This is a genomic window from Caballeronia sp. dw_19, assembly GCF_018449515.1.
Classification (GTDB): Bacteria; Pseudomonadota; Gammaproteobacteria; order Burkholderiales; family Burkholderiaceae; genus Caballeronia.
This window is the reverse complement of sequence record NZ_JAAVUQ010000003.1, coordinates 333,193-349,737: the sequence shown is the minus strand read 5'-3', so window position 1 is coordinate 349,737 and position 16,545 is coordinate 333,193. Positions and strand designations below refer to the sequence as shown.

Annotated in this window: 15 protein-coding genes; 11 read left to right on the top strand and 4 right to left on the bottom strand. The window is 61.0% G+C overall.

What is annotated here, in order from left to right:
* Positions 1-153 precede the first annotated feature (153 nt).
* Complete coding sequence (locus HB376_RS06385; protein WP_213762574.1) at positions 154-735, top strand: TetR/AcrR family transcriptional regulator; 582 nt, start codon at positions 154-156, stop codon at positions 733-735.
* A gap of 43 nt (positions 736-778) precedes the next feature.
* On the opposite strand, the gene HB376_RS06380 is transcribed toward HB376_RS06385, so the two are convergent.
* Complete coding sequence (locus tag HB376_RS06380) at positions 779-1,426, bottom strand: TetR/AcrR family transcriptional regulator (protein ID WP_213762573.1); 648 nt, start codon at positions 1,424-1,426, stop codon at positions 779-781.
* Between the two features lie 184 nt (positions 1,427-1,610).
* Between HB376_RS06380 and HB376_RS06375 the strand changes: the two genes are divergently transcribed.
* The 6 genes from HB376_RS06375 (at position 1,611) to HB376_RS06350 (ending at position 7,581) form a co-directional block, all read left to right on the top strand.
* Positions 1,611-2,813, top strand: a complete 1,203-nt coding sequence (locus HB376_RS06375; protein WP_213762572.1) for an MFS transporter — start codon at positions 1,611-1,613, stop codon at positions 2,811-2,813.
* A gap of 17 nt (positions 2,814-2,830) precedes the next feature.
* Positions 2,831-3,943: an NADH:flavin oxidoreductase/NADH oxidase gene (locus tag HB376_RS06370; protein ID WP_213762571.1), complete on the top strand. Its 1,113-nt coding sequence runs from the start codon at positions 2,831-2,833 to the stop codon at positions 3,941-3,943.
* A 259-nt stretch (positions 3,944-4,202) separates the two neighbouring features.
* The gene (ribBA, locus tag HB376_RS06365; RefSeq protein ID WP_213762570.1) at positions 4,203-5,378 is read left to right on the top strand and encodes a bifunctional 3,4-dihydroxy-2-butanone-4-phosphate synthase/GTP cyclohydrolase II; all 1,176 of its coding nucleotides are present in this window, start codon (positions 4,203-4,205) and stop codon (positions 5,376-5,378) included.
* A 45-nt stretch (positions 5,379-5,423) separates the two neighbouring features.
* Positions 5,424-5,924 carry a 6,7-dimethyl-8-ribityllumazine synthase gene (gene ribH, locus HB376_RS06360; protein ID WP_213762569.1) on the top strand — a complete coding sequence of 167 codons (501 nt, stop codon included), beginning with the start codon at positions 5,424-5,426 and terminating at the stop codon, positions 5,922-5,924.
* The gene (nusB, locus tag HB376_RS06355) at positions 5,921-6,358 is read left to right on the top strand and encodes a transcription antitermination factor NusB (RefSeq protein ID WP_213762568.1); all 438 of its coding nucleotides are present in this window, start codon (positions 5,921-5,923) and stop codon (positions 6,356-6,358) included. The genes ribH and nusB overlap by 4 nt, the downstream gene beginning before the upstream one ends.
* Before the next feature lie 20 nt (positions 6,359-6,378).
* Positions 6,379-7,581: a pyridoxal phosphate-dependent aminotransferase gene (locus HB376_RS06350; RefSeq protein WP_213762567.1), complete on the top strand. Its 1,203-nt coding sequence runs from the start codon at positions 6,379-6,381 to the stop codon at positions 7,579-7,581.
* Positions 7,582-7,759: 178 nt separating this feature from the next.
* On the opposite strand, the gene HB376_RS06345 is transcribed toward HB376_RS06350, so the two are convergent.
* Positions 7,760-8,929, bottom strand: coding sequence for a transglycosylase SLT domain-containing protein (locus tag HB376_RS06345; protein WP_213762566.1), 1,170 nt, complete (start codon positions 8,927-8,929; stop codon positions 7,760-7,762).
* Positions 8,930-9,590: 661 nt separating this feature from the next.
* On the opposite strand from HB376_RS06345, the gene HB376_RS06340 reads away from it, so the two are divergent.
* From HB376_RS06340 to HB376_RS06330, 3 genes are all read left to right on the top strand, one after another.
* The gene (locus HB376_RS06340; RefSeq protein WP_213762565.1) at positions 9,591-11,198 is read left to right on the top strand and encodes a UbiD family decarboxylase; all 1,608 of its coding nucleotides are present in this window, start codon (positions 9,591-9,593) and stop codon (positions 11,196-11,198) included.
* Positions 11,195-12,229, top strand: a complete 1,035-nt coding sequence (locus HB376_RS06335) for an asparaginase (protein WP_213762564.1) — start codon at positions 11,195-11,197, stop codon at positions 12,227-12,229. The genes HB376_RS06340 and HB376_RS06335 overlap by 4 nt, the downstream gene beginning before the upstream one ends.
* Positions 12,230-12,340: 111 nt before the next feature.
* Entirely contained in the window at positions 12,341-13,018 is a 678-nt protein-coding gene (locus tag HB376_RS06330; protein ID WP_213762563.1) for a LysE family transporter, read from the top strand.
* A 10-nt stretch (positions 13,019-13,028) separates the two neighbouring features.
* On the opposite strand, the gene HB376_RS06325 is transcribed toward HB376_RS06330, so the two are convergent.
* Together HB376_RS06325 and HB376_RS06320 are read right to left on the bottom strand one after the other, a co-directional pair.
* Positions 13,029-13,994: a threo-3-hydroxy-L-aspartate ammonia-lyase gene (locus tag HB376_RS06325; protein ID WP_213762562.1), complete on the bottom strand. Its 966-nt coding sequence runs from the start codon at positions 13,992-13,994 to the stop codon at positions 13,029-13,031.
* 228 nt (positions 13,995-14,222) lie between these two features.
* Positions 14,223-14,546, bottom strand: coding sequence for a hypothetical protein (locus HB376_RS06320; RefSeq protein WP_213762561.1), 324 nt, complete (start codon positions 14,544-14,546; stop codon positions 14,223-14,225).
* A 779-nt stretch (positions 14,547-15,325) separates the two neighbouring features.
* Here HB376_RS06320 and HB376_RS06315 point away from each other — a divergent pair.
* Positions 15,326-16,243 (top strand): DUF2520 domain-containing protein, encoded by a 918-nt coding sequence (locus tag HB376_RS06315; RefSeq protein WP_213762560.1) that lies wholly within the window; start codon positions 15,326-15,328, stop codon positions 16,241-16,243.
* Positions 16,244-16,545 lie beyond the last annotated feature (302 nt).

Below are 16,545 nucleotides of genomic sequence, written 5' to 3'. Positions count from 1 at the left end.
TTGAATTACGATCGTACTTTTAAAGTATGAGTATAATCCTATACGCATGGACCGTATCAATTGATTCGGCGATTCCGCTCAACCCGGGGCGAACGACGCCAACGAGTCATGGGGAGTGCGGCGGCAGCGGCATTTGTTAAGGAGAAACCCACCATGCGATACGAAAAAGGACATAGCGACGTAACGCGGCAACACATCATTGATGTAGCTTCGCGACGGTTCCGTGAGCAAGGGGTCGCTGCCGCCGGCATCGCCTCAGTCATGTCCGATGCCGGTCTGACGAATGGCGCTTTCTATACGCACTTCGAATCAAAGGAAGATTTGTTTCGCCAGGTCCTGCTTGACGCGCTAGGCAAACGCAAGGAGCTGTTGGGCGGAGTAATCGATAGCGGCGCGGGTCTTGAGGGCGTCGTCCGAAACTACCTTAGCGCACGCCATAGGGATCATCCAGGGAAGGGCTGCACGACCTCGGCGCTCGCCGCGGAGGTCGCGCGCCACCCGAAATCTACTCGTGAGGTTTTCACCTCGAAGATTGATGAGTTCATTGAGCTGATGGCCGCTCAGTTCCCGGCGCCTTCGGCGCAGGCGCGCCGGCGTGATGCCATCGCTTTGTATGGAATGATGGTAGGAACGCTCCAGCTAGCTCGTGCTGTCAGCGACAAGAACTTTTCCGACGAGATTTTGGAAAGCGGCATCGAGGCTGCTATCGCATTTATCAACAGGGACGCTGGTTGACCGGATCGGGCGCAAGCCGTCGTCTGGCGATTTTGCCGGTCCGTTATTTCGTTCGCGAGCCCTCGGTCCGCTTCGCGGAGACCTTGGCCGCCGGTTTTCGAGGTGCCCGGCTGTTTGGATTCGGACGCGTCAAAAGCGAAAATGCGATTGAAAAGAAGTCGTCGAGCGGCTCCCGGCTATTGACGACTTTCATCCGTATCACCGCCCCTTCCCAGCTATTGGTCAAGAAGCGCGCCACCTTCCCGGCGTCGAGATCGGTAGTCACGCTGCCTTCCGACTGAGCCTCGCGAATGGCGACTTCTATGAGCTCACTCAATGCGGTGAGAGACTGATCGAGAGCCTCTCGGATCAGCGGCATGGTGTCCGACGTCTCGGCAGCAAAGTTGCAAATCAGACATCCCTTGTCATAACCGGAACGAGCAAACCGCGCCGCCATGAATTCGAAGTGGTTTCGAATACGATCGAGCGGCGCGAGGGTTTTGTCTGACAGCGTCTCTCTCTCGCAGTCTTTTCCGTAGACCTCCAGCACCTCCAGTGCCAGGAGTTCCTTTGCCTTGAAATAGTTATAAAACGTACCCTTCGGCAAACCGGCCTTGTCGACAATGTCCTGCACGCTGCACGCACTGAATCCGAGCGCGTGAAAGCGATCTACCGCAGCATCGACAATTTTCTCGCGCACTTTTGAAGCCATGAAATCCCTCAGATACCTGATTTATACGACCGATCGTATGTATTTTATCGGGTGAAGCAGGTTAGCCCATCGAGGGGCACTTAACGGTTGCGGTCGAATGAATTGGCGCCTGCTCCCACGCGATGGGTGTTGACGGATAATACGACTGGTCGTATTATCCGTCAACACCCATCGGAGTTCAGTCATGAACGGCACGCCGCGGCAACTCGGAAAGCGAGCCAGTTTCTGGGTCGCGGCGGCTATCGTTGCCCACACGCTCTGGACCAGCGCGGCGCCGGCGATGACCTATCGGCTCTACGCATCAGAGTGGGGCCTGAATACCACTACTACGACCGCGATCTTCGCCATCTATCCCATCGTGGTCGTCGGCGTACTCATATGTCTTGGCGATATCTCCGATCACATCGGACGCCGCGCCACGATGTTGCTCGGGCTTGCCGCTTCGCTGGTGGGCGTACTGCTGTTCGCTATCGCGCCGAATGTCTTCTGGATCTTCATCGGCCGGTCGTTCATGGGCCTCGGCGTCGGCTTGTCCGCTGGCCCATCGACTGCCGCGATGATCGAGTTCAGCGCAGCGGGCCAGGCGAAGCGCGCGAGTTCCATCACTACTGTCGCCCAGGCAGTCGGGTTAGCGGCGGCGACACTCAGCGCAGGCGCGCTGATCGAGTACGCCCCCTTTCCTACGCGCCTGAACTTCTGGGTGTTGTTTATTGTTCTTGTTGTGGTGTTCGTGGCCGCGTGGTTCTTGCCGCGCCACACATCGGGCGAAACTTCCGGACCTTGGCATTTCAAGGCGCCCAGCATACCCAAAGGCCTTCGCCAAGTATTCGCCATGTCGTCCGCGGCGATCCTGACCGCCTACGTCGTCGGTGCGCTGGTCCTCTCGCTTGGTGCTCAGATCGCACACGATCTCGTCGGCTCGGCAAACACACTGGTCGATGGCGCGGCGATCTCGCTGTTCGCCGTGGTGTGGGGCATATGCGGACTTCTGGCGAAGCGCCTTCCGTCCCGTTTGGCCATGACGCTCGGAGGATTCGCTTCCGCAATCGGGATGGCTCTCCTCGCGCTATCAGCTGACCAACACTCCCTGGCAATCTTTCTTGCGTCAATTGCAGTGACGGGAATCGGTTACAGCCTCTTGTTCCTCGGCGGTCTGAGCTTAATTAATACCTATGCGCCCGCTCATCATCGAGGCGGTACGTTTTCAGCCCTATACCTGGTCGCTTACCTGATGCAGGGGTTCGTTGCGCTCCTTCTCGGCGCCGCGGCCACTACCTGGGGGCTTGAAGTAGCGATTGATCTTGGTTCAACCGCCATAGCCATGTTTGCCATCATCGTCATCGTGCTTCCGCTTTTAATCACCCTACCGTCTCCTATCCCGGCTTAATTTTCTGGAAGACACTCATGAGTCAATTGTTTTCGCCACTGACGCTGCGAAGCTTGGTGATCCCCAACCGCATCGTCGTTTCACCCATGTGCCAGTACTCAGCCCAAAACGGCGAGGCCAATTCCTGGCACTTCATTCATCTGGGCAATCTTGCCCTTTCTGGCGCCGGCATGTTGTGCATCGAAGCCGCAGCGGTCGAACCGGACGGTCGCATCACGCCCGGCGACCTTGGCTTATGGGACGACACGACGGAGGCAGCGCTCAAGCCGGTATTTGCGGCGATCCGTCAGCATTCGAAGATCGCCGTGACGATGCAATTGGGACACGCGGGTCGAAAGGCGTCCAGTGCCGTGCCATGGAAAGGCGGCCAGTTGATCCCGGCGGCCAAAGGAGGATGGGTGACCCACGGTCCTTCCGCGCGAGCTCAGATGGAAGGCGAGGAACCGCCACTCGCCCTGGAACCTTCGGGCCTTGATCGAATACGAGAAGCGTTTGTCGCCTCGACAATACGCGCCGCACGGCTAGGAGTCGATGGCCTGGAAATTCATGCAGCGCATGGTTACTTGCTACATGAATTCCTGTCGCCGATCGCCAACCACCGGACTGATGCATACGGCGGCTCATTGGAAAACCGGATGCGCTTCCCGCTTGAAGTCTTCGATGCCGTACGTGCTGCATTTCCCGCTGAAAAGCCCATCGGTGTGAAGGTATCGGCGACCGACTGGATGGATGGCGGCTGGGACATCGAACAAACCATCGCATTCTCCAGGGAGCTAAAAAATCGCGGTGTCGATTGGATCGACGTGTCGTCGGGCGGCATCTCACCGCTACAAAAAATCACCGTAGGGGCGGGTTACCAGGTTCCATTTGCGCAGGCAGTAAAAGACGCTACTGGCGTCAACACGTTTGCGGTAGGCCTGATTACCGATGCTCGCCAAGCCGAAGAAATTATCGCGAGTGGCAAGGCTGACGCAGTCGCTCTTGCGCGCGCCATGCTGTATGACCCTCGCTGGCCGTGGCACGCGGCAGCGGAACTCGGGGCGGTCCTCGAAGCCCCTCCACCTTATTGGCGTGCCCCGCCGCATGGACAGGGCGCGTTGTTCGCCAACACGACGTATGGCGCGCGCTGAACGATTGAACTTTGGTCGGGGATCTGCCGGTCGTGAGACGACCGGTCTACCGAACCTGTCCCCCGAAGGCAAGGCGATTCTGGCGGGGAGGCATTTCTCGCAGATTCGCTTTCCTCTCGACCATGGCGCGACCGGCCGCCCGTGGATCCGGCTAATAACCGGCCGAACGGCCAACGCCAGCCCAAAACCGGCAAATCCCCCGCGTTGACATCGTCGGTGGCGTAAAATACGCCCTTTCTCGTACCGGACGACCACCGCAATGACGCTCGCCTCCACCCCAGAGATCATCGCCGAGCTGAAGGCTGGCCGGATGGTGATCCTCGTCGACGAAGAAGACCGCGAAAACGAGGGCGATCTCGTCATCGCCGCCGATTTCGTGACGCCGGAAGCGATCAATTTCATGGCGCGCTACGGCCGTGGACTGATCTGCCTGACACTGACGCAGGACCGCTGCCGCCAGCTGAACCTGCCGCTGATGACGCAGCGAAACGGCACCCAGTACGGGACGGCGTTCACGGTGAGTATCGAGGCGGCCGAAGGCGTGACCACCGGCATCTCCGCCGCGGACCGCGCACGCACCATTCAGGCTGCGGTCGCGCACGACGCGAAAGCCGAGCACATCGTCCAGCCGGGTCACGTGTTTCCGATCATGGCGCAACCGGGCGGCGTGCTGGTCCGCGCGGGACATACGGAAGCAGGCTGCGACCTCACGGCCATGGCGGGCCTGACGCCGGCATCGGTGATCTGCGAAGTGATCCGCGACGACGGCGAAATGGCCCGGCTGCCCGATCTGATCGAATTCGCGGAACTGCACGGCATTCGGATTGGCACGATCGCGGACCTGATTCACTACCGCTCGCGCACGGAATCAATCGTCGAGCGTGTCGCCGAGCGCACCATGCAGACGGCGCATGGGGCGTTTCGCGCGGTGCTGTATCGCGATCAGCCAAGCGGTTCGCCGCATATTGCGCTGGTGCGCGGCCAGCCGTCGCCGGAACGGGAAACGCCAGTGCGCGTGCATGAGCCGCTGTCGGTGCTGGATCTGCTCGAAGTGGACTCGTCCACGCACTCCTGGACCCTCGACGCCGCGATGAAGGAAATCGCCGCCCGCGACCTGGGCGCCATCGTGCTGCTCAATTGCGGCGACACGAAAGAACATCTCGTCGATGTATTCCAGGCGTTCGAGCGCGAGGACAAAGCGGCCGAACTGAAACGCCGCCCGATTGACTTCAAGACCTACGGCATCGGCGCGCAGATCTTGCGCGAATTGGGCGTGGGCAAGATGCAGGTGCTGTCGAATCCCCGCAAGCTTGGCAGCATGTCGGGCTACGGCCTGGAGGTGACCGGGTTCATCCCCATGCCGGGCTGCCCCGCCACGACGACCTCGACGGATTCGGTCGACCCCGCTTCCATCGCCCATTTACGCTCGGTCTGACCAGCGCCAATCACCACACTGCATCACACTGAAAACGGATAAATAATGGAAATCGGACAATATCAACCGAACCTCGACGGCGACGGACTGCGCATCGGCATCGTGCAATCGCGCTTCAATGAACCGGTCTGCAACGGCCTCGTGGACGCCTGCACGGAAGAACTCGAACGGCTTGGCGTGATCGGTGAAGACGTACTGCTCGTCACCGTGCCGGGCGCACTCGAAATTCCGCTGGCGCTGCAAAAGCTGGCCGAATCGGGTCAATTCGATGCATTGATTGCTCTTGGCGCGGTGATCCGCGGGGAAACGTACCACTTCGAGTTGGTATCGAATGAAAGCGGCGCGGGCATTTCCCGTATCGCGCTCGACTTCGGCACACCGGTCGCCAATGCAGTCCTGACGACCGAAAACGACGAGCAAGCCGTTGCCCGCATGACGGAAAAGGGCCGCGACGCAGCACGCGTAGCGGTGGAAATGGCGAATCTCTCGGTCGCGCTGGAACAACTCGGCGACGATGAAGACGAAGAAGACGAGGACCGCGCATGAAAAGCGCTCGACGACGCTCGCGCGAACTCGCGACACAAGGGCTTTATCAATGGTTGCTGTCGGGCGCGCCCGGCGGCGAGATCGACGCGCAGTTGCGCGGTGCGCAAGGCTTCGATAAAGCCGACCAGGAGCATCTGGACGCCATCTTGCACGGCGTGATCAAGGAAGCGGACATCATTTCCGCCGAATTGCAGCCGTGCCTCGACCGTCCGCTCGAACAGCTTTCGCCGGTCGAACGTGCGGTGCTGATGGTCGCTGCGTTCGAGTTCAAGCATCACCTGGACATTCCGTATCGCGTGGTGATCAACGAAGCAATCGAACTGACGAAGACCTTCGGCGGCTCCGACGGCCACAAATACGTGAACGGCGTGCTGGATAAACTCGCCGTCCAGTTGCGGCCGACGGAAGCGCAAGGCCGCGGACAGCGTAGCTGAACGAACGGTCTTCCCCATTCATGAACTTCGCAAAAGAACCGTTGAACGCAGCTATCCGATACGCCGCCCGCGTGGACGCCATCGAGCCGTTCTATGTGATGGAACTGGCGAAAGAAGCGCAGGCGCTCGAACGCGCGGGGCGCAACATCATTCACATGGGTATCGGCGAACCGGATTTCACGGCGCCGGAACCGGTGATCGCGGCCGCCACCGAGGCTTTGCGTCGCGGCGTCACACAATACACGAATGCGCTCGGACTGGCGTCGTTACGCGAGGCTATTTCCGGGCATTATCGCGACACATTCGGGCTCGATATCGACCCAGCGCGCATTGTGGTAACAGCGGGGGCGTCGGCCGCGTTGCTGCTGGCGTGCACCGCGCTGGTCGATCGCGACGACGAAGTGCTGATGCCTGACCCGTGCTACCCGTGCAATCGCCATTTCGTAGCCGCCACTGAAGGCCGTCCGGTCCTGATCCCAAGCGGTCCGGCCGAGCGATTCCAGTTAACAGCGGCTCAGGTCGAAGCGCACTGGACTCCTGCCACGCGCGGGGTGCTGCTCGCATCGCCGTCCAACCCGACCGGCACGTCCATTGAACCGGACGAACTGGCGAAAATTGTCGATGTGGTGCGTGCGCACGGCGGTTTTACGATCGTCGATGAAATCTATCAAGGCCTGAGCTACGACGCGAAGCCCGTGTCGGCGCTTTCGCTGGGCGATGACGTGGTCACGGTGAACAGCTTTTCGAAGTACTTCAACATGACCGGCTGGCGGCTCGGCTGGCTCGTGGTGCCTCCAGCAATGGTCGCCACCATGGAAAAGCTCTCGCAGAACCTGTTCATCTGCGCGTCGGCGCTTGCGCAGCATGCGGCGCTGGCGTGTTTCGAGCCGGCCACGCTCGCGATATACGAGTCGCGACGCCTTGAATTCGAGCGCAGGCGGGATTTCATCGTGCCGGCGTTGCGTTCGCTTGGTTTCGAAGTGCCTGTTGTGCCGGACGGCGCGTTCTACGTTTATGCCGATACGCGGCACGTCGCGCATCCGGCTGCCGGCGACAGCAATGCATTGACGCGTTCCATGCTGCATGACGCCGGGGTCGTTCTGGTACCCGGGACCGATTTCGGCTTCCATGCGCCGCAGGACTATATCCGGCTGTCTTATGCGACGGCGTACTCACAGCTTGAAGAGGCCGTGCAACGGCTGGGGACGCTATTTCGGGCTTGAACCGTAGATTCGAGGCGACCCCGATCTCTTAACGATCTCTCAGGAAAGCAGAAGCAAAAAAGCCGTTCCAACGCAAGTTGGAACGGCTTTTTTGTGCTTTTTTGTATTACCCGGCCTGCGATTAGCGGCTAACGATTAACAACTCAAGCATCCTGCTTTTGCTGCTAACGCATGGCCTTTACGCGCCAAACTCCGCCGAAGCTACGTGCTTCGCTTGCGCATCGGCGTCATCGGTACTGTTGTGGTCGCTGGCTTGCGGTTCAGACTTGGGCGGCACTGTAATGGCCGGAGCGCCGTCAAGCGTCACGTGCACACGCTTTTCGCCTGTTCCCGAGCTGGTGGGCGAAGCCGACGCCACCATCTGCTTGGGCGCAGGCGGCACTGGCGCTTGCGGCGTGACGATCGGCACATTGCGGCCCCGCGCTACATCGCGAAAACGTGAACGTTCGGCCAGCACCTTTGCACCGTAACCGCCGTCGTCCTGCGCCGTCGAACCCACGTAGAACTTCAATCCACCCGCCACCGAACCGCCACGCGCGATGCAATCCTTCAGCACCAGCGCGCCGACCTTGATGTTCGCGAGAGGTTCGAGCGCTGCGTGCGAACCACCGAAGTACTGGAATTTGTCGGAGTGAACCTTCGACATCACCTGCATCAATCCTTGCGCGCCCACACCGCTTTCAGCATACGGATTGAAACCCGATTCGATCGCCATGACGGACAGCAGCAGCAGCGGATCGAGGCCAACCTCCCGGCCGGTATCGAAGGCTGCTTTCACAAGCTCACCGACCGGCTCCTGCGCCACGTGGTAACGCCGCGCAATGAAGTTCGCCACCAGGTTCTGCTCACGATCCGACACGAGCACCCGATCGTCGCGGGCATCGGCGACAACCCGTTGCGACGAAATTGCACTGGCAAGCGTCGAAACGGTCGGCAACGTGCGGGGATCGAGCCCATTGGGCGACACGGCGAGACTCATGCCACCCGTGAGCTGACGGGTGCTGTCGTCGTCGCTGGCAGCGGCGCCGAGCGAAGTCGAATCGCCAGTACCCCCAGTCCCGTTACGCAGATCCTCTTCACGCTGATGACCCAGCGCGAAGGGAGGGAAAGGTTGTCCGGAGAGCAACCGGGCAGGACCGGCCTGTACAGCAGCCGAGACGAGGGGCATGAGTTTGGCGGCGAAAGAGCCGCGCCAGGCTGGAAGCAGCCAGAGCGCCAGCGCGGTCACTACAGCAGCACCACCGACCAGGCTAAAAATCGTCAGACTCATGTGTTTGGCGCGACGCAGCACAGCGCGTAGATGAAGCGCCAGGCGAGCGTCGGGACGCCACGACAACCAAGCATTCATTGGATGGATCTCCCAAATTGCATGATTTCCGCAGATGAAAACCGGAAAAACTGGTCCATCACGCAGAAATCGACACCGCCAGCCCTGGGTTAGCCACGAGCGGTATCGGGAACACGGCACAAACCGTTGGGGGAACCTGACCGGAACATTTCGTTTCCGGGTGCGCGCAGCACGAAGGACATGCCGGGGCGCGCACACAGGTCACCACGCGAAAAACCGGCGAAGAAGAGCGCCGGCAAGAAAACCAAAGCCTTGATTCGCCGTACTAATCCGGCGCAGGTGACGCGTCGCGTCGTTTCAAAAGACCTGAGGCAGTGGTAAAAAGTTTCAATTGGTGTTGTCAATGCCAAAGGATTCTAGCAGGCTCAAATGATCCGTCAATGCTGGTAAATGTAAAAGCTATTACTTTCAGTAATTATGAACACCGTTCAGAACGGCGAGAGCGGCCTGCCAAGCCACTTTCCAGCGGAAACCGCTGAATTGTGCCGTTGTGTGCTCTGACGTACCGACATCAACACAGGTAAAATCGACAATCGCCCGCGCGTGAAAGTTCCTCACAAGGGCTTGGACGCCGCTTGAACCGCAATTTCAGCCGTCGCGTCTGCTGTCCGTGCGCCTTTGCGCAGATCGCGCTTCCTGCAGGCCCCCTTCCCTTTAGCCGATGAAATACAAAGACCTGCGCGACTTCACTGCCCGCCTCGAAACGCTCGGCGAATTGCGCCGCATCAGCCAGCCGGTTTCGCCCGTCCTTGAAATGACCGAACTCTCGGATCGCGTGCTGCGTTCGGGTGGTCCGGCTTTGCTGTTCCAGGCGCCGGTGGGACACTCCATGCCCGTGCTGGCCAACCTGTTCGGTACGCCAAGGCGCGTGGCGCTCGGCATGGGTATCGAGACGGAAGCACAGGCGGCGGCCGATCCCAGTCTGCTCAGCGATAAAGCCGCGCTCGAGTCGTTGCGCGACGTTGGCCGGTTATTGTCGGCGCTCAAGGAACCCGAGCCGCCGAAGGGCCTGAAGGACGCGGGCAAGTTGCTGTCGCTGGCGAAAGCCGTCTGGGACATGGCGCCGAAAACGGTCGGCTCGCCGCCCTGCCAGGAGATCGTATGGGAAGGACAGGACGTCGATCTGGCGCGCCTGCCCATTCAGACGTGCTGGCCGGGCGATGCCGGTCCGCTCATCACGTGGGGACTCACCGTCACGCGCGGCCCGAACAAGACGCGGCAGAACCTTGGCATCTATCGGCAGCAACTGATCGGGCGCAACAAATTGATCATGCGCTGGCTCGCGCATCGGGGCGGCGCACTGGATTTCCGCGAGTTCGCACTCGCTAACCCTGGCAAGCCTTATCCGGTGGCGGTCGTGCTCGGCGCCGATCCGGCCACCATTCTCGGCGCCGTGACGCCCGTGCCGGACTCGCTGTCCGAATATCAATTTGCCGGTTTGTTGCGGGGCGCAAGAACCGAGTTGGCGAAGTGCCTTACGCCGGGTGTCGATACGTTGCAGGTGCCCGCGCGCGCGGAGATCGTGCTCGAAGGCTTCATCTATCCGCAGGACGGTCCTGCTGCGCCACTGCCCGCCGGCGCGCCGCCGCGGCCATCGAATAGTGCGTCGTCGAAGTACGAACACGCGCTCGAAGGCCCCTACGGCGACCACACCGGCTATTACAACGAACAAGAGTGGTTCCCGGTCTTCACCGTCGAGAAGATCACCATGCGCCGCGACGCGCTCTATCACTCTACCTATACAGGCAAACCGCCCGACGAACCGGCCGTGCTCGGCGTCGCGCTCAACGAAGTATTCGTGCCGTTGTTGCAAAAGCAGTTCTCCGAGATCACCGACTTTTATCTGCCGCCCGAAGGCTGCAGTTATCGAATGGCGATCGTGCAGATCAAGAAGAGTTATCCGGGTCACGCGAAGCGCGTGATGTTCGGCGTCTGGAGCTTCCTGCGGCAATTCATGTATACGAAGTTCATCGTGGTGGTGGACGACGACGTGAACATCCGCGACTGGAAGGAGGTGATCTGGGCGATCACCACGCGTATCGATCCGTCGCGCGATACGGTGCTGGTCGATAACACCCCGATCGATTATCTCGATTTCGCGTCGCCGAAGGCGGGGCTAGGATCGAAGATGGGGCTCGACGCCACCAACAAATGGCCCGGCGAAACGGACCGCGAATGGGGCCGGCCGATCACGATGGACGATGCAGTGAAGCGGCGCGTCGACGCGTTGTGGGACGAAATCGGCTTTTCCGGAGGGAAGCGCTCATGAACGTTGCGGCGACGGTGTATCGAGGGGATCTGGTTGAAAACACGCATGCCGCGCACGTGGCGGTCGTCGATGCCGAAGGCCGGGTGATCTACGCGTTCGGCGATCCGTCACGTTTGACGCTGGCGCGCTCGGCGGCGAAACCGGCGCAAGCGCTCGCGGTGCTGGAAACGGGCGCGCTGGACCGTTTCGGTTTCGACGACGCCGATCTCGCGCTGATGTGCGCATCACACAACAGCGAGCCGCGCCACATCGAACGCACGCGCGCGATGCTTGCGAAGGCGCACGTCACCGAAGCCGATCTTCGATGCGGCGGCCACGCCCCTTTGTCGGACGCGGTCTGGAAAGAATGGATCAGGCGTGACTTCACGCCAACCGGCGTATGCAGCAATTGCTCGGGCAAACATGCGGGCATGCTGGCGGGTGCGCAGGCGCTGGGGGCGGCCGTTCGCGACTATCACCTGCCCGAGCATCCGCTGCAGGTTCGGGTGAAACGCACGGTTGCCGAGCTCTGCGATCTGCCGGAAGACGGCGTGCAATGGGCTATCGATGGCTGCAATCTGCCTACGCCGGCCTTCCCTCTGGACAGGCTCGCCCGGCTGTTCATGAAGATGGCGGATGCCGATGCCGACGTTAATTCCGAAACCGCGCCGCGCTCGAAAGCTCTGGCCCGGATCTATCGCGCGATGACGACGTATCCGGAACTCGTCGCGGGCGAAGGCCGATTCTGTACCGCGTTGATGCAAGCCTTCGACGGCGATCTGGTCGGTAAAGTAGGCGCCGATGCAAGTTATGCGATCGGCGTGCGCGCTACCGGCACGCGCGGGTCGCTGGGCATCGCGATCAAGGTAGAAGACGGCAACACGGCCGTGCTTTACGCAATCGTCACGCATGTGCTCGGGCAACTCGACATCGGCCACGAAACGCAGCGCGCACAACTCGCCGCTTATGGAAACCCGCCAATGCGCAACACGATGGGTATAGAAACGGGACGGCTGGCGGTCTCGGTGCCGCTCGAACGCGTTCAGTTTTAGTACTTTAGTACGGGAGCATTTGTCCGGTTACCTCGCACGCCGCAGCATAAAAACGCGAAACCGGACAACCCGCTTCGCTCAATATAAAAAGATCAAAAAAGGAAAGTCGGGATGCACGTGTTGCCATTGCTGTCTGATGGATTTTTTCTGTCGTTGTCGCTGTGTCTGGATATTGGTATCGCAAACGTCGCGATCATCTCACTGACGCTTTCCCACGGTTTCAAGCCGGGCATGATGCTCGGTCTCGGCACCTGTTTCGGCGATCTCATCTACGCAGCGCTTGCGCTCGCGGGCATGGCGGCACTACTTCAGTTCGATACCGTGCGCTGGGTCGTATGGATAGGCGGCTCAATCGTGCTGCTTTTCCTGACCTTCAAAATGGCACGTGAAGCGCTATTTCCGGCGTCCGCGCCGCCGGTGGCGGGGGAACCCGATCTTCTCCCTACACCGCGGCCCTCTCACTTGCGCAGCTTCATGCGCGGCACCCTGCTCGCCGTGTCTTCACCCAGCGCGATCCTCTGGTTCGCGGCCGTGGGCGGCGCACTGATCGCGAAAGCCGGCGCAACGGGCCCGGGGAGCGCATCCGTGTTTCTCATCGGCTTCTTTTGCGGCGGGCTCGGCTGGACGCTTTTCATCTGCTCGCTCGCCAGCCACGGCCGCAAACGCGCAGGGACAGCATTGCTGCGCGCTTGCCACGTTTTATCGGCGGTGCTGTTTGCGTACTTTGCGTACAGCGTGATCGTCAACGGTTATCACGACCTGATCCTGAAGGGCGCGCAGACCTTATGACGGCACGCTATCAAGCGAGGAATTGAGCGAGCCGCGCGAGGTCGACATTGCCGCCGCTGACCAGCACACCCACCCGTTTGCCCTTCACCGGCACGATGTTCTGCAGCACGGCGGCCGCAGCCAGACAACCCGTTGGCTCGACCACCATCTTCATGCGCTGCGCGAAGAACTTCATGGTCTGCACAAGCTGGTCGTCGCTGACGGTGACGACCCGGTCCACATAGCGCTTCAGAATCGGGAAATTGTATTCACCCACGTGCGTGGATGCCGCGCCGTCGGCAATCGTACGTGGCACCTCTATATGAACGATCTCGCCGCGTTCGAGCGACTGCTGCGCGTCGTTGCCCGCCTCCGGCTCCACGCCGATCACCGTGCAGGATGGACTCAACTCGGCTGCCGCCAGCGCGCACCCGGCGAGCAAGCCTCCGCCACCCAGGCACACGAACAGATAATCCAGCGGCCCGGTTTCTTCGATGAGCTCTTTCGCCGACGTCCCCTGCCCCGCGATCACATGCGGATGGTCGTACGGCGGAATCAGCGTCATGCCGCGCTCTTGCGCGAGCCTCGCACCAATTTCCTCGCGATTCTCGGTGTACCGGTCGTACGTGATCACTTCGCCGCCGTAACCACGCGTGGCTTCCATCTTCGCGGCCGGCGCGTCCTCCGGCATGATGATTGTTGCCTTGATACCGGCGATGCGCGCCGACAGCGCGATTGCCTGCGCGTGATTGCCCGATGAATACGTCAGGACGCCGGCCTGGCGCTGGGACTCGGAGAAATGCGAGATCGCGTTGAACGCACCCCGAAACTTGAAAGCACCCATGCGCTGGAAGTTCTCGCACTTGAAGAACAGGTTCGCGCCGGTAAGCGCGTCGGCGGTGCGGGAAGTCATCACCGGCGTGCGATGCGCAGCGCCGGCAATACGTTCTGCGGCGTCGGCGACGTCGGCGTAGGTAGGTGCGGGAAGGATTGACATCGAAACCCAAGGGCGGCGGTTGAGGAGCCTCCATTGTCCCAGCATCGTGGAGCGTTTGGAAAGCTGGCCAAATAGCCAACGCCGCCGGCTGGCCCCAGCGCCGATAAAGCAAGAACCCCGGGCGCAAAATAAAACAGCGCAACCCGGCTCGACGCCAGCGTTGCGCTGTTTTGCAGCCAAACCCCATAGTCAAATGGTCAGTTAGCCGATCCGCTCAAGCGTGGAACTTCAATGACGCCAGCCGCCATAACCACCGTGATAGCCGCGATATCCACCATGGTATCCGTACCCGTAACCGCCGCGATAATGACCGCGCCAGTACGGGCCACCACCGTAATAGCCGCCCACCACAACGGGCCCCGGCGCGTAGACCACGGGAGGCGGCGCATAGACCACTGGGCCAGGCGCGTAATACACCGGCGGCGGCGGAGCTGCGTACACGGGATAAGCCGGCACCCCAATGCCAATACCCACCGAAACGTGCGCCTGCGCGGCGCTCACAAAACCCACGCCAAGCGCGGCAGCTGCCAGAACCTGCACTATCTTCTTCACTTTTATTCTCCGCGCTGCGGTCCTGTACACACGACCGGTTACCGCAACGACATGCATTCAATGTAGCTAAAAACCCTGAATCCCACCTTAAGCATTTGTTGCAAATTGCAATATCTACAGTCCTAAAAATGGGTTTTGTCTGCCGAATTTCAAGCAGGCGGACAACCGCGCTGGCCTTGGCGCAAAGGATTAACGAGATGGATTAAGGGTTTGCTGAGAAAGTCACCGCCTGGCTACGGTTGTCCGGAGCGTTATTCCCAATGTCACCAAAGTAATGATTCATTACACTTTGCTTTTAGCGCCCTAAAAATGGAAAGCCCCGCCGGCCAAGTAAGCGTCGAGCGGGGCATCTTCAAGCTGTGCTGTTTTTTCAGGCAAACGGTGCTCAATGCACCCGTTCAGCCCACCTTAACGTAAGCGAATTCGCGGGTGACGCTGGGTGGCACGTATGCCCCACTGATCCTGACCCGCGGCGTAAGCCGTTTGCGCTGATCCCACCACTGACGCCGGTGTGTGTGGCTGAGAAAACGCAGGTGTTTCCGATACGCAAAAATACTCATGGCGACTCCCGAACGTTGCAAAACAAGCACTGGCGCACATCGGCCAAAAAACCAACCCTGACTGTTCAGGCCCGGAACGCAAGTTTGCTCGAGCCTCGCAAAACCATTGGCGGCAGTGTTTCGCGCCGTTTTTATGGCGCCAACGCCGTTGCGCGATACTTCATCGTGCGCTGCGAACGCGAATCCGCGCATCGCAACAATTTCTATGGAGCAACAACCATGCCATTTTCAACGATGCCCCGCTTGGGCTTCGTCGGCGCCGGACGCCTCGCGCGTTGCCTGGCAGCCCTCTGGTCGCGCGCGGGCTACCCGGTCACCGCGGTATCAAGCCGATCGGCGGCATCGGCACGCGAATTCGCAGGCGAATTGCCGGCATGTCTGGTCGCCGACGACGCCAGCGCGGTCGCGCAACACGCCGATATCGTATTTCTAACCGTTCCCGACGATTCCATCGGTGCGACGGCGAACGCTTTGCGGCTGGATCCGCCCCTCGGTGACGCCAAGGCGGTCGTACATTGCAGCGGCGCCACGCCCGTCGACGTCCTCGCTGCTGCCCAGGCGCAGGGCGCGGACATCGGCGGATTCCATCCGTTGTTCCTGTTTGGCGGCCTGCCGAGCGACCAGACGCGCATTGCGGGCTGTTCAGTGACGATCGAAGCGAGCGGGTCCCTGCACGACACGCTGACCGCGCTGGTTCAGGCTCTGGGCTGCCATCCGCTATCCATCCCGCCAGGCGGCCGCCTGCTCTACCACGCGGCCGCGCACTACGCGGCCAGCTTTGCGCTGTGCTCGCTGTCGGAGACCGTGACGCTCTGGAAAGAGTTGGGATTCACCGAGGACGACGCATTGCGCGCCGTCCTGCCGATGCTCGCCGGCACCATCGAAACCGCGCGTGAAAAGGGTTTGCCGGGTGCGCTGGCCGGCCCGGTGTCGCGCGGCGACGCGGGTATTGTGATCAAGCAGCTGGCGCTGCTGCAAGGCCTCGGCGGCGATCACGCCGCGCTATATGCACTGCTCACGCGGCGCGCGGTCGCACTGGCGAAACGGCGGCCCTCGCCACCGCCCGCGGAAGCGCTGGACGCGATGTCACACGCTATCGAGCTCGTGCTGAACGGGACCGGGCCGCGCGACGATTGATTGCCCGATCCATTGCCCCGATCCGACACGGATAGCCGGCCATATGGGGGCACTCGTGTGCCGGCGTACGCCAAGCGGCACAAGGCGCCATCAAGCCATGCTATCGTGATGCCCGGCACGCCAGTGTGGCAAAGCCGCCGAGGGGTTCGGCCACCACGCCGGACGCCGGCAAAGATCGAGCAACGAGCGCTGCAATTCGCGGTTTGGAGTCTGGTTCAGGACCCGGACCGTGCGTTGAACCCACGCGAAGTTCCGGCTTCGGCCACCACCCTCGACGCCAACCCATTCCAGCTACGAGAACG